Raw genomic sequence first — 13460 nt, 5'->3', positions numbered from 1 at the left:
AATAAACCGCCACGGCGGCGGGAATGGGCCATTACCCCCGGCAGCGGGCGAGAGCGGCGCACAGCCAGCCGGCCAGGTGTCCCGCGCCCACGTTGAAGGCGCAGGAGGTGCGCAGCTGCTCCAGCACGTCCACGGCGGCGAGCAGCGCCCTGGGGGACAGGGCCTGGGCCGCCTTTGCAGCGGCGGCGCGGCGGTCGGGGTCGGCCTCGCCGCAGTCTCCGCCGGTGCGGAGCACCAGGGCGTGGCGCAGCAGAAGAACCCCCTCAGAGAAGAGGTCGGACAGGCTGTCCCGGTCCCACTTCTCCAGGGAGATGCACAATTCCATCAGTGCCAGCTCATCCCCGGCGGACAGCCGGGCAATCAGCTCGGGCGCGGCGGCACGGGCCTGGCTCTCTCCGCCGGAGGCGCCGGCCAGCTCGGCCACGGCACGGCCCAGCAGGCCCTCGCAGCGCTGTGCAGCCCCCACAATGGCCTCCCGGGGCTTGTCCGGGTACCTGCGGGACAGCCAGTCCTCGGCCTCCGCCTCGGTCACCGGCGACAGTGTCACCACCTCGCACCGGGACCGGACGGTCTGGAGCAGGGCGGCGGCGTTGTCGGTGAGGAGGAGGAAGGCGGCGTAGGGCGGCCCCTCCTCCAGCAGCTTGAGCATGGCATTCTGGGCGCTGGCGTTCATGGTCTGGGCGTTTTCCAGAATGTACACCTTGCGCCCGGCCTCGTTGGGGCGGATGTAGGCGTCGGAGCGGAGTGCGCGCACCTGGGCCACGCTGATGTCCTTGCCGTCGTCCCCGATGACGGAGATGTCCGGGTGGATGCCCCCCATGGCCTTGCGGCAGTCGGGGCAGGACAGGCAGGGCTTGTCCCCCTGCCCACGGCATACAAAGGCAGCGGCCAGGACCCGGGCCAGCGTACGCTTGCCAGCCCCGGCCGGGCCGCTGAGAATGTACGCGTGGGACAGGCCCCGGCGGGCGGTCTGGGCCTCCAGCTGCCCCTTGAGGGCGGCGTTGCCCGCCAGAAGGCTCAGGTTCATCAGACGCGCTCGAACCGCTCAATGTCCACCACGAAGATGGTGGCGCCGCCAACCAGCACCTCCACCGGCATGGAGGGGTAGTACCCGTAGCTCATCTCGGTGGTGGTGGGGATCAGCTCCTTGCGGCTGTGGGAGTGCTCCTTGATGATATCAATCACGGCCTGGACCTTCTCCTCGTCCACGCCCACCAGGATGGTCACGTTGCCCGCCATGAGGAAGCCGCCGGTGGTGGACAGCTTGGTGGAGGAGAAGCCCTTTTTGGTCAGGGCCTGAGTGACGGCGTTGGCGTCGTCCCGGTTGATAATGGCAAGAATCAGTTTCATGGTAATCCCTCCTGAAGGAACAATGAGAGAGAGGGCGGGCCTGCCTGCCACACACTTACAGGCAGAGCACCCGGCAGCCCTCTTTTTCCATATTATAACCTATCTCCGACAAATATGCGAGATGTTTTTTCCCGATTTCCTCGCCGGGAGCCACCACGGGCACACCCGGCGGGTAAGGGGCAATCTGCCCGGCGGATATCCGGCCCTCGGCGGCGGCAAAGGGCACGGTCTCGCTTGGGGCGAACCGGGCCTGTCTGGGGGAGCGCACCAGCCGGGGCAGGGGAGGGGGCGGCGGGAAGGGGTTGGCCTCCGGGGGCGGCGGGTTCACCCGGGAAATGGCGTCAGAGAGCCGGGCGAAGTCCTCGGGACCGTCGGCGCAGGTGGGGATGAACACCACGTGGCCCGCGTCCGCCATCTCGGGCCACACCCCCAGCTCCTCCAGAGCCTCCTGGACGGCGAAGCCGTCCCCGGTGCGCAGCACGAAGCGGGTGGGGTCCAGGGGCGCCATGTCCGGCGTCAGGGAGGGGAAGCGCTGCCGGAGCGCCGTCGTCTGTGCCGCGGCCTCCTCATAGGCGGTTTTTCCCTCGCTCTCCATCCAGGCACGGGCCAGGTCCAGGCTGGCCATCAGCACATAGGAGGGACTGGAGCTGCCGTACAGGGACGCGGCGGCGCGCAGGTCGCCGTGGGCAAAGCCGCTGCTTTTCCCCGACAGCAGCAGGGCGGTCTGGCCCAGGGCGGGGAGTGTTTTGTGGGCGGACACCACGGCGATGTCCACTTCCTCCATGCCCGTGTACCCCAGGAAGGGCAGGTGGGCGCCGTGGGCGGCGTCCACGACCAGCTTTCCACCCCGGGAATGGATGATGTGGGCCAGAGCGGGCAAATCCGACAACACACCGTAATATGTGGGCGAGGTAATACAGACAGTCTTGATTTCCGGCCGGGAATCCAGCCATTTTTCCACGTCGCCGGGCTGAACGGGGCCGGTGACGCCCGCCTCCGCCAGCCAGGGCCGGGGCAGAAAGACGGGGTGCAGGTCCAGCAGGGCCAGGGCGTTGTACACCGACCGGTGACACCCACGGTCCAGCAGCACGCTGTCCCCGGGGCGGCAGGTGAGGGTGAGGGCGGTCAGCATGCCCTGGGTGGAGCCGCCGGTGAGAAACAGACACTCCCCCATGTTGAGGGTGTCCCGCCACAGGTCCTCGGCCGCCTTGATGGGCCCGTCTCCGGCGAAGAGGTCGCCGGTGGGGGGCAGCTCGGTGAAGTCCATGGCCGCCAGGGGGGTGAACTCGGAGGCGGGCATGGCGCGGCCCTTGTGGCCGGGCATGTGCATCCGCAGGGGGTCCTGGGCGGCAAAGGCCCGGAGAGCATCGTAGAGGGGGGTGGGTCCCATGGCGTCATCTCCCGAAAAATGTTTCCTCCAGTATAGCAGAACCGGCCCGAACCCGCAAGGCGGCCCCAGATGGGGAGAAAAAGAAGAACGGCAAAAAGCCGGCCTGCGGACAGGCCGGCTTTTTGCCGGGAAAGAAGGAAAGAAGAAACGCGGCCCGATTGGCGGAACTTGCTCAAGGCTCCGTCCGGGCTTGGGAAGAGTCAAGAGAGGTATCATCTCTGTTGACACCCATATAATACCCAATTAAACTGAAATCAGTCTGAAAAAACTGGGAACATTTTGTGAACGGCGGCGGCTAATTTGTGAACATTTTAAAAAGACCGTCCCCCGGTAGGATTTCTCCCACCGGGGGACGGTCTTTTCAGGCGGTTATTCCAGATAAATGCTCTGCAGCCGCTCCAGCTTCCGGCTGTTGAAGCCCATGGGGCCGGTGAGCAGACTGTCCATGGAGCCGAACCGCTGGTCAATCTCATCCAGCAGGTTCTCCAGGCTCCGCCGGTCCACGCCCGCGGTGGCCTTGATGGCGGGCATCAGGGCCTCGGCCTCATCGGGGCAGCTCCGGCGGACGTACTCCTCCACCAGGGCCAGCTCGTGGGCCAGGTACCGGTTGGTGAGGAGGAAGTCCTCCATAATGGCCTCCCGGTCCGCCCCAAGGGCGGAGAGGAGCAGGGCCGCGCCGATGCCGGTGCGGTCCTTGCCGGCGGTGCAGTGGAAGAGGAGGGCGTGCTCCCCGTCGTTTTTCAGGGCCAGGTCCAGGAAGGCCCGGTAGGCCTCCAGACCCCAGGCGGTGAAGAAGAGCTCGCAGTAGGACTTGTCGCTGAAGGTGCCCGACTTGGCCATGGACAGCAGCATGGCGTTGAAGTCGCTGCGGCCATGCTCAGCCACCGACCGGGCCGCACGGCTCATGCCGCCGCCGTTCTCATCCAGCACCAGCAGGTGGTAGAAGGAGGCGCCCCGGAAGGCCGGGTCAGGACGGGCGTTGGCCTCCTTCAGGGTACGGAAGTCCGCCACCCAGGCCAGGCGGTAGTCCTGGGCCAGGATGCGGCGGTCCTCCTCCGTGGCGTCGCACAGAGCGCCGGTGCGCAGCAGCAGGCCCTTCCGCACCTTCTTTCCCCCGGCAGCGGGAATACCGCCCAGCTCGCGGGCGTTTTTCACTCCGGTAAGACCGATGGAACCGGGCAGATGGGACATGAACCGTCACTCCTTTTTCTTTCTGTGGCAGGGCGGGAAAACGAAAGGTTCCCGGGAGGAAGAGGCCTTACTCGGCGGTCTCTTCCTCTTTCTTGGTGCAGACGATGTTCAGCTCGTCCAGCTGCTTCTGGGTGACGAAGGACGGGGCGTTCATCATCAGGTCCTGGGCGTTCTTGTTCATGGGGAAGGGGATGATCTCACGGATGGAGTCCTCACCGGCCAGCAGCATGACCATGCGGTCCACACCGGGGGCGATACCGGCGTGGGGGGGAGCGCCGTAGGTGAAGGCGTTGTACATGGCGGGGAACTTGCTCTTCACGTCGTCCTCGCCCAGCCGCACCAGCTGGAAGGCCTCAATCATAATCTCGGGGTCGTGGTTCCGGACGGCGCCGGAGGACAGCTCCACGCCGTTGCACACCAGGTCGTACTGGAAGGCGGTGATGGACAGGGGGTCCACCTGGCCGTCGGCGGCCTTCTTCAGAATCTCCAGGCCGCCGTTGGGCATGGAGAAGGGGTTGTGGCAGAACTCCAGCTCGCCGCTCTCCTCGCCAATCTCGTACATGGGGAAGTCCACGATCCAGCAGAACTCGTAGGTCTCCTTGTGGAAGTGGTCGGGGCACAGGGGAGCCAGCATCTTGATGAGCACACCGGCGGTCTTCTGAGCGGAGAGCTTCTTGCCGGCGGTCAGGCCCACGAAGGTGCCCTTCTCCAGGCCCAGAGCGGCCACCACGGCGTCCTTGATGGGCTGGACAAACTTGGCGATGCCGCCCACAATCTCGCCGTTCTCGTCGTAGCGGAACCAGTAGACCTTGCCGCCGGACTGGACCTCCACGTCGGCGCACAGCTTGTCAATCTGCTTGCGGGTGGCGGAGAAGCCGGTGACCTTGACGGCCTTGACGGTGTTGCCCTCGAAGGGGCCGAAGCCGCAGGCGCCCAGGGCCTCGGTGGCGTCCTGAGCGGTCAGGTCAATGCGCAGGTCGGGCTTGTCGGAGCCGTAGGTCTCCATGGCCTCCAGGTAGGGGATGCGCTTGAAGGGGGCGGAGGAGGCGGTGTCATACTTGCCGTACTTGGCGAAGATGGGGGGCAGCACGTCCTCCAGAACGGTGAACACGTCCTCCTGGTCGGCAAAGGCCATCTCCATGTCCAGCTGGTAGAACTCGCCGGGGGAGCGGTCGCCGCGGGCGTCCTCGTCACGGAAGCAGGGGGCAATCTGGAAGTACTTGTCGAAGCCGGAGGCCATCAGCAGCTGCTTGAACTGCTGGGGTGCCTGGGGCAGGGCGTAGAACTTGCCGGGGTGCTTCCGGCTGGGCACCAGGTAGTCGCGGGCGCCCTCGGGGGAGGAGGCGGTCAGGATGGGGGTGGTGATCTCCATGAAGCCGTGGGCGGTCATGGCCTGCCGCAGGGCGGACACCACCTGGCAGCGCAGCACGATGTTGTTCTTCACCTCGGGGTTGCGCAGGTCCAGATAGCGGTACTTCAGGCGGGCGGACTCGTCAGCCTCACGGCTGCGGTTGATGGGGAAGGGCAGCTCGTTGTGGCGGCAGCGGCCCAGCACCTCGATCTTCTCAGGCACCACCTCGATGTCGCCGGTGGGCAGCTTGGGGTTCTTGCTGTCCCGCTCCCGCACCACGCCGGTGACCTGGATGGTGGACTCCTTGTTCAGGGCCTTGATGGTCTTGACCATCTCCTCGGTCTCGGCCACCACCTGGGTGGTGCCGTAGAAGTCCCGCAGCACTGCGAAGCCCAGGCTGGCGCCCACCTCACGGAAGTTCTCCAGGAAGCCCGCCAGGGTGACGGTCTGTCCCACGTGCTCCATGCGGAGCTCACCGCAGGAGTGGCTGCGGTAGCAGGTACGCGCGTTATCCATGAAAAATCAACTCCAAATTGTAATATACAATGTTATAAATAACAGATTGTATTGAATTTACCCCATCAGACTCTCCAGCAGGCTGTGGGAATAGGGCTGGTCAATGGGCAGGGTGACGCCCAGGTTGTCCAGCTTGAGGGCGCTGCCGTCGGCGGCGCAGAACCAGACGTTGAGGCTGTCCGGGTTGGCGGGGGAGAAGGCGCACTGGATGGTGCGCTTCACGCTGTCCAGCAGGGTGAAGGCCAGCTGGTTGGCGTCGTACATGTGGAAGCCCTCCTTCTGGGGCTCGGGGGGGCCCACAAACAGGGCGCAGGTGTCCGCCCAGGCCACGGTCACGCCATCCTTGCCCACGGTGACGGCGGCGGCGTCCAGATTCCAGCCGGTGAGGTCGCTCATCTCAGTGAGAAAATGCTCCACCAGAAGCGCGCTCTCTTCCGCCGGGTCCAGAGGGCTGTTGGTGAAGAAGGGGACAAAGTCTCCCTCCTGGCCCACATAGAGGGTGTACTCCGTGTTCCGGGTCACCTGGCCGCCGGTCAGGTCCAGATAGCGGCTGTAAAACACCTGCAGGTCCAGGTCCTTGTACTGCTCGGTGGCCATGTCCTTGGTGACGCCCAGGGCAGACATGGCGGTGTTCTCCACCCAGGCCTCGTTGGTCACACCGGAGGCGTGCTGCTCGTTCCACAGGAAGTCGCTGCCCAGGGTGGACACAGCGGTGAGAACGGCCTTCAGGTAGTCCCTGGAAGTGACGGTCTTGCCATTGCCCTGGAAGTACACCGTGTCGGGCACGTCCAGGGAGGCCCACACCACCGCGTCAAAGGTGGGGGTGAAGGTGGTGCGCAGCTCCTCCCGGGCTACACGGGCCACCATGGCGGCGGCCTCGCTGCGGGTCAGGGTGTTGGACCCGGCAAACATGCCGTACTCGTTGACGCCGGTAAGGATGCCCGCGTTGTAGAAGCGGAGCACGTCGGCGTCGGCGGTGTCGGGCAGGGAGGTGATGCTGTTGATGGCGCTCAGCTGGTCAGCGGGCAGAGCGGCGGACAGCAGCTTGAGGAAGCCCAGCCGGGTGACAGTCTGGTCGGGCTGGGACAGCAGGGAGAGCACCATGGCGTCGTCCTTGGCCAGACCCTTCAGGTAGTCCACCGCGCCGGTGTACCAGGGGGAGCCGGCGGGATTGTCAAACAGGCCGTCGCCGCCGTCCAGAATTTCGGCCATGCGGGCGGCGATGGCAGCCGCCTCGGACACGGCCATGGTGCGGTAGGGCTCAAAGCCCTTGTCGGAGCCGGTGATGAGGCCGGTCTCGTAGCAGATTTTGGCGCTGGACTCAAACCAGCTTCCGGCGGGCACATCGGCGTAGCCGGGGTAGGTGTTGAGGGAGGGGAAGGCGCCGTCCGCGGCGGACGCGGCCAGGGCGGGGGCGCCGGTGAGGGTGAGGGCCAGGGACAGGCCAACGGCAATGAGCTTTCGATTCATATTGAAATCCTCCAGTAAGCAGTCAGAGTGCGGCGGAACGCCGCCTCTGTATCAGACGGAAACCGGGGGTGAAAGTTCCCTTTTCGGGCGGGTTCCAGCCGCTGTCAGGCCTGGGGCTTGTCCAGGCCGTACTTGGCGGAGACATGCTCCTTGTCCAGGATGGGCCGGTCGTCCTTGGGGTCGCTGAGGCAGTTCTTCACGTAGGACACCGCCTCGGCCACGGGCAGGGTCACCTGCTTGTAGAAGCCCTGGCTCTCCATGTCGGCCTTCTCCTCCTCGGTGAAGTCGTCGGCCATGAGCAGGTTCTTCACGGTGACAGTGCCAGCTTTCACCTCGTCCTCGCCCAGGAAGGCGGCGAAGGGGATGGAGAGCTTGTTGGCGTAGTTGAGCTTCTGCTTGAACTTCTTCTGCTCGCAGTGGAGCTGGGCCCGGACACCCTGAGCACGCAGGGCGGTGGCAAAGGAGATGGCCGCGGACAGGTCCTCGGTCATGGGCAGGATGAGCACGTCGGCGGGAGCGGCGTTGGAGGCGGGATTGAGCATCTTCTGCTCCTGGAGCACGTAGAACAGGCGGGTCAGGCCGATGGAGATGCCCACGCCGGGCAGCTGCTTGTCGGTGTAGTACTCGGCCAGGTTGTCATAGCGGCCGCCGGAGCAGATGGAGCCCACCTCGGGGTGGTCCAGCATGACAGTCTCATAGACGGTGCCAGTGTAGTAGTCCAGGCCCCGGGCGATGGTCAGGTCCACCATGAAGTGGTCGGCGGGCACGCCGAAGGCGGCCATGTACTTCACCACGGTGTTCAGCTCCTCCACGCCCAGGTCGAACAGCTTGTTCCTGCCCTTGAAGGGCTCCAGAGCGGCCATGGGGTCGGCGGCGGAGAGCAGGCTGAGCAGGGTGTCGGCGGTGTCGGCGGGCACGGCGAAGTCGTCCACCAGGATTGCCTTCACCTTATCAACACCAATTTTTTCCAGCTTGTCGATGGTGCGCATCACGTCGCCGGCCTGCTGCTCCAGACCCAGCAGGGCGAAGAGGCCGTTGAGCACCTTCCGGTTGTTCACGCGGATTTTGAACCGGTGGAGGCCCAGGGCGGTAAAGGCCCGGTAGATGATGGAGGGGATTTCGGCCTCGTTGATGATGTCCAGCTTGCCGTCGCCGATGACGTCGATGTCGGCCTGGTAGAACTCGCGGAAGCGGCCCCGCTGGGCACGCTCACCACGGTAGACCTTGCCGATCTGGAAGCGGCGGAAGGGGAAGGACAGCTCGTTGTAGTGGAGGGCCACGTACTTGGCCAGGGGGACGGTCAGGTCGAAGCGGAGGGAGAGGTCGCTGTCACCCTTCTGGAAGCGGTAAATCTGCTTCTCGGTCTCGCCGCCGCCCTTGGCCAGCAGAACCTCGCTGGCCTCGATGGCGGGGGTGTCCAGGGGAGTGAAGCCGTAGAGGGCGTAGCTCTCCCGGAGGATGGCCACCATGCGGTCAAAGAGCACCTGATCCGCCGGCAGCAGCTCCATAAAGCCGGACAGGGTGCGGGGCTTGATACGTTCCATCAGAAAAACTCCTTTTTAATAGGGTAGACCGTTGCTACTCTTCGCCGCGAGTGCGGCGTCAAGCGTTTTGCGCAGCAAAACCTTGAAATTGACCGGATTCACTCCGGGCAATTTGAGTCAAATCGGGGGTCCCCGGCGAATCAGAGATTCGCTGGGGTGTGGCACAGAAAGACAAAAAAGCGCCTCCGTCCCCGGTCAATGGGACGAAAGCGCCTGCCTCCGTGGTGCCACCCATGTTCGGCGGGACGTTTCGTCCTGCCCTCTGTGCTCCTGTTACGGGGAGCGGGCCGTGGATGTCTCCATCCCCGCTGGTAGAGCCGTCTTTCCCGGGTTCCGGTCCGTGGGACGCTTTCAGCCGGGGGCGTCCTTCTCTGTCCGGCGGATGGCCTGGTACTCATGCTCCGTCATAGCGGTGCTTTGTCACTGCATACAGCACAATAGTATCCCAAATTGTCCCCAATGTCAACCGTTTGCGGCCCAAAACCGGGAAATTCAGGGGCAGATATCCCATCAAAATACGGCAAGGTTGTTCGGGCAGAGAGCAAAGCACGAGGAAGAGACTTGGGGCGGCATTGAGATCGCCAATGAATTGCAGAAACTGACAAGTTTGGGTGGGTAACGCTGCTCGGGCAGAAGGGGAACGGAACGCAGAACACCGAACCGGCAAGCAACTACTTTCAAATTTGGTGGGTAATTGAACCCCACCGCCGCGTCGTCCTCGCAAGCTGCGTATCGCTCAGCCTGCCGCAAGCGGCAGGCCTCGTTCACTCCGCTGCTCGTCCTCTCCCCACACGACCCGCTTCGCTGGGCTCGTGCGGGGGCCCCATATTGTCCCCGAAAGGGGGTACCAGGGGGAAACGGGCGCGTTTGGCCCTAACAGGGCCTCTCCGCACGTCGTCGCCGCAAGCTCCATATCGTTCGCTTCGCCATAAATGGCAAAGCTCATTCATTCCGCTGCGGCTCCTCTCCCCACCAAACCCGCTTCGCTAGGCTTTGGCGGGGCCCCTTTTTCCGGCGGCTTTTGGGTACTTTTCGCCGGAGAAAAGTACCTCCCCGAAGGGTGCTCACCTGCAAGCCAGGTGTTTGCCGATGGCTTTCCCCCAGGGGAAGGCAAAAAAACACGCCGCCCTGTGAGGACGGCGTGGTCGAACATATTACACAGTAAAGGGCTTGCTCTTGGGATTGATAATCTCACGCCAATCCAAATCGCCCCGCTCCAGGCCGTGGATGAGCATCTCGGCGGTGCCCACGTTGGTGGCGTAGGGGATGTTGTACTGGTCGCACAGACGGGTGATGTAGTTCAGGTCGGCATCCAGGTCGCTGGACTGGGGGTCGCAGAAGAAGAGGACCATATCAATCTCATTATAGGCGATACGGGCGCCAATCTGCTGGCTTCCGCCGTGCTCACAGGAAAGGAAGAGGTAGACCGGCAGCCCGGTGGCCTCGGCGACCAGCTTTCCTGTGGTATTGGTGGCGCAGACAGTGTGCTTGGAGAGAATGCCGCAGTAGGCAATGCAGAACTGGACCATCAGTTCCTTTTTGCGGTCGTGAGCCATCAGGGCAATGTTCATCGGAATTCATCCTTTCTCAGATAATCGGGCCCAGCCCGGATACAATATGCCAGCCCGCCCCGCCGTATTCCATCTGTACGTCGGGCAGCAGGGCGGTGGTGCGGGTTCCGTCAGCCCAGGTGAGCTGGACCAGAGCCGACCCCTGACAGGCAGTGCCCTCACTGTTGGTGTAGGACAGGCTGGCGGTCATAAGCCGGGCGGACCGGAGGGACTGGCCCGTGTCCGTGTCCAGGGGCAGCTGGAGGGCGGAGAGCAGGGCTGCCCGGCCCTGAGCCGCGGTCATGGATTTGATTTCGGCCAGCTCTCCCAGGGTCAGGTCCATGGCCTGAGCGGCCCTGGGCCCGTCGCCCTCCGCCAGGCCCTCCACCAGCAGGGTCAGGGCCCCGTCCGGAGTGGTGGTCCGGGGCGCTGTGGCCCAGAGGAAGGCCCCAAGGGCCACGGCCAGGGTAATGACGGTCAGGACAGCCGGGGCCAGAACAGTCCTCCATCCGGCCCTGCCCCGTGGCCTGGCACGGGGCGGGGGAGAGGGCTGGGCCTGAGCCGCCGGATTTTCCACCTTTGCGCCGCAGGCTGTGCAGAACTTCAGCCCGTCCTTCAGCGGCGCGCCGCATTTGGTACAGAACATAGTGCCTCCCGGGCCCTTTGGCCCATGGTTTCCGGGTGGGACCCGGAGCGCTTTCCACTAAAAAGCCGTCCTATGTGGAAAACGGGGACGGTCAGCGGATGTGCATGAGGGGCACCCGCTCACCCATCAGGCGGCGGGCGATGTTGAGATAGGCCACGGCGGCGCCCTTCCGGCTGGCCAGGATGATGGGCTTGCCCTGGTTGGCGGAGAGCATGACCTGCTCGTCCTCGGGCACCACGCCCAGCAGGGGCAGGCCAGCGGTATCCATGGCGTCGTCGATGGTGGTGTGGAGCCGCCGGAGCAGCTTGGGCTGCACCCGGTTGACCACCAGATGGATGGAGGGCAGCTGGCGGGAGAGCTGGGAGACCACCCGCTGGGCGTCCCGGAGAGCGGAGGCGTCGGTGGTGGAGACCACAATGGCCCGGTCCGCGCCGCACACGGCCAGCCGGAACCCCTCGCCCATACCGGCGGGGGAGTCCATGAGGATGTAGTCATACTGCTCTCTGGCCATCCGGAGGAAGGCCTTCATCCGCTCCTCGCTGATGCCGGGGGGCAGAGTGAGGGGGGCGGTGAGGAGGTAGAGATTTTGAATCACCGGGTGGGGTACCGCCGCCCGCTTCAGGGAGCAGCGGCCCTCCAGCACATCGGTGAAGTCCATGAGGGCCCTGTCAGTGAGGCCCAGGGAGATGTCCAGGTTGCGCAGGCCGATGTCCATGTCGATGCACAGCACCCGGCGGCCCAGGGCGGCCAGACAGGACGAGACGCCCCCGGTCAGGGAGGTCTTTCCCGTGCCACCCTTACCGGACGTGACCACAACGGCGGTACTCATAGCGTCCCTCCACTTCACACAGTGTTAGTATATCATGGCAGGCTGAGATTTCAAACATTTTTTGTGCAAAATATAAAAAGAAAGCAAAATTTGTGCCAATTTACAGGGGGGCCTTCTGGAGCTTTGCCCAGCGGCGGGGGTAGCCCTTGGGGGTGGGGGCGGTTTTGCGGATGAGCACCACCCGGTGGGTGACGCCCGCACCGGGAATTTCGTAGTCCCGCAGGGCCTCCAGCTTGCCGCCCAGGCGGGCGATGGCATTGGCCGCGCCGGAGAGCTCCTCGGTGCAGTCCACCGCCTTCATGGACAGGAACAGGCCGCCCGGCTTCACGTAGGGCAGGCACAGCTCGGTGAGCACCCGCAGGTCGGCCACCGCCCGGGACACGGCAAAGTCAAACCCGTCCCGCCAGCCCGGCTCCAGGGCCTGCTCCTCCGCACGGGCGTGGACGCAGTCCACGTCCGTGAGGCCCAGGTCGGCGCACACCTCGCCCAGCCAGTTGACCCGCTTGCCCAGACTGTCCAGCAGGGTGAGGGAGATGGACGGTTCCAGAATCTTCAGGGGCAGGCCGGGGAAGCCCGCGCCGGTGCCCACGTCGATGACCCGCTTGCCCTTGAAGTCCACGCCCTCCAGAGTGAGCAGGGCGGCGGAGTCCAGGAAGTGGAGGTCTGCCACCTTGTCCGGGTCGGTGATGGCAGTCAGGTTCATGACCTGATTTTTCTCCAGCAGCAGCTGTCCGTACCGGGCCAGCATGGCGGGTGCGGCAGGGGAGGGGAGGGGGACTCCCATGGCCGCCAGACCGGCGGCAATTCGCTCTTCCATTCCGTTAACCTCCGAAGTTGGCCAGCAGGGCCGGGATTCCGCTGATCAGGTTCACCACAATCAGGGCCAGGCACAGGGCGGTGATGAGGATCATCATGGCCCGGCGGGCAGGGGTGCGGCCCTCCTGGGGCGAGGTGAGCCATACGCACACCGCCGACGCCGCGCCGCCCCCCAGGGCGGGAATGACCATCAGTCCGGCAACGCCGTGGATATAGGTGCCCGTGCCGTACATATAGGTCATGAGCAGCACGATGATGACCATGTACACCACGCCAACCCAGGCCCAGATGCGCTTGAGGGGAGAGGCGGGGGTGTAGGGCTCTCTGGGCTGTTCCTCCTGGTCGTGGGGCGTCTTGTTGTGTTCGTCAGACATAACTGCGCTCCTTACTTGTCGCTGCCGTTGTCCCGCTGCTCCCGCAGCAGGTCACGGATCTCGGTGAGCAGCACCTCCTCCGCCGAGGGGGCAGGAGGGGCCGCGGGGGCCTCCTCCTTTTTCCGGCGGAAGGCGTTCATGGCCTTGACGATGCAGAAGATGACAAAGGCCATAATGAGGAAGTTGACAATGGCCTGGATAAAGTTGCCAAAGGCAATCTGAGCGCCGCCCACGTTGAAAACCAGGGAGGCGAAGGTATCCTGGCCGATGAAGATGCCCACAAAGGGCATGAGGATGTCGTTGACCAGGGAGTCCACGATGGACTTGAAGGCGGCGCCGATGATGACGCCCACCGCCATGTCCATCACGTTGCCACGGGCGATGAATTTGCGGAACTCACCCATAAAGCCCCGGGATTTCCGGTCGATTTCTT

At 64.6% G+C, this 13460-nt stretch carries 13 protein-coding genes; all 13 read right to left on the bottom strand.

Annotation, left to right across the window (positions count from 1 at the left end; all coding sequences use genetic code 11):
* Nucleotides 1-31: 31 nt before the first annotated feature.
* Nucleotides 32-1027, bottom strand: coding sequence for an ATP-binding protein (locus tag ACOX7T_RS04295; RefSeq protein WP_433440217.1), 996 nt, complete (start codon nt 1025-1027; stop codon nt 32-34).
* Nucleotides 1027-1350 carry a cyclic-di-AMP receptor gene (locus tag ACOX7T_RS04290; protein WP_294551928.1) on the bottom strand — a complete coding sequence of 108 codons (324 nt, stop codon included), beginning with the start codon at nt 1348-1350 and terminating at the stop codon, nt 1027-1029. The genes ACOX7T_RS04295 and ACOX7T_RS04290 overlap by 1 nt, the downstream gene beginning before the upstream one ends.
* Nucleotides 1351-1405: 55 nt before the next feature.
* Nucleotides 1406-2740: an aminotransferase class I/II-fold pyridoxal phosphate-dependent enzyme gene (locus tag ACOX7T_RS04285; RefSeq protein ID WP_433440214.1), complete on the bottom strand. Its 1335-nt coding sequence runs from the start codon at nt 2738-2740 to the stop codon at nt 1406-1408.
* A gap of 369 nt (nt 2741-3109) precedes the next feature.
* Complete coding sequence (locus ACOX7T_RS04280) at nt 3110-3931, bottom strand: tyrosine-protein phosphatase (RefSeq protein WP_433440212.1); 822 nt, start codon at nt 3929-3931, stop codon at nt 3110-3112.
* A gap of 67 nt (nt 3932-3998) precedes the next feature.
* Complete coding sequence (aspS, locus tag ACOX7T_RS04275) at nt 3999-5798, bottom strand: aspartate--tRNA ligase (protein ID WP_433440210.1); 1800 nt, start codon at nt 5796-5798, stop codon at nt 3999-4001.
* A 57-nt stretch (nt 5799-5855) separates the two neighbouring features.
* Complete coding sequence (locus ACOX7T_RS04270; RefSeq protein ID WP_433440208.1) at nt 5856-7268, bottom strand: hypothetical protein; 1413 nt, start codon at nt 7266-7268, stop codon at nt 5856-5858.
* A 104-nt stretch (nt 7269-7372) separates the two neighbouring features.
* Nucleotides 7373-8812, bottom strand: a complete 1440-nt coding sequence (gene hisS, locus ACOX7T_RS04265; RefSeq protein ID WP_433440206.1) for a histidine--tRNA ligase — start codon at nt 8810-8812, stop codon at nt 7373-7375.
* 1154 nt (nt 8813-9966) lie between these two features.
* Nucleotides 9967-10383 (bottom strand): methylglyoxal synthase, encoded by a 417-nt coding sequence (locus ACOX7T_RS04260; RefSeq protein ID WP_433440204.1) that lies wholly within the window; start codon nt 10381-10383, stop codon nt 9967-9969.
* Between the two features lie 16 nt (nt 10384-10399).
* Nucleotides 10400-11008, bottom strand: a complete 609-nt coding sequence (locus ACOX7T_RS04255; protein WP_433440202.1) for a zinc-ribbon domain-containing protein — start codon at nt 11006-11008, stop codon at nt 10400-10402.
* Nucleotides 11009-11099: 91 nt separating this feature from the next.
* Nucleotides 11100-11837: a septum site-determining protein MinD gene (minD, locus tag ACOX7T_RS04250; protein ID WP_433440200.1), complete on the bottom strand. Its 738-nt coding sequence runs from the start codon at nt 11835-11837 to the stop codon at nt 11100-11102.
* A gap of 100 nt (nt 11838-11937) precedes the next feature.
* Complete coding sequence (gene rsmG, locus ACOX7T_RS04245; RefSeq protein ID WP_433440198.1) at nt 11938-12654, bottom strand: 16S rRNA (guanine(527)-N(7))-methyltransferase RsmG; 717 nt, start codon at nt 12652-12654, stop codon at nt 11938-11940.
* A gap of 4 nt (nt 12655-12658) precedes the next feature.
* On the bottom strand, nt 12659-13027 hold the full coding sequence (locus tag ACOX7T_RS04240) for a hypothetical protein (protein ID WP_433440196.1): 369 nt from the start codon (nt 13025-13027) through the stop codon (nt 12659-12661).
* Between the two features lie 11 nt (nt 13028-13038).
* On the bottom strand, nt 13039-13431 hold the full coding sequence (gene mscL / locus ACOX7T_RS04235; protein WP_433440586.1) for a large-conductance mechanosensitive channel protein MscL: 393 nt from the start codon (nt 13429-13431) through the stop codon (nt 13039-13041).
* Between the last annotated feature and the right edge of the window lie 29 nt (nt 13432-13460).

This window comes from Pseudoflavonifractor sp. (genome assembly GCF_050943825.1).
GTDB lineage: Bacteria > Bacillota > Clostridia > Oscillospirales > Oscillospiraceae > Pseudoflavonifractor.
The sequence above is the reverse complement of the archived record's forward strand: the minus strand, read 5'-3'. Positions and strand labels throughout refer to the sequence as shown.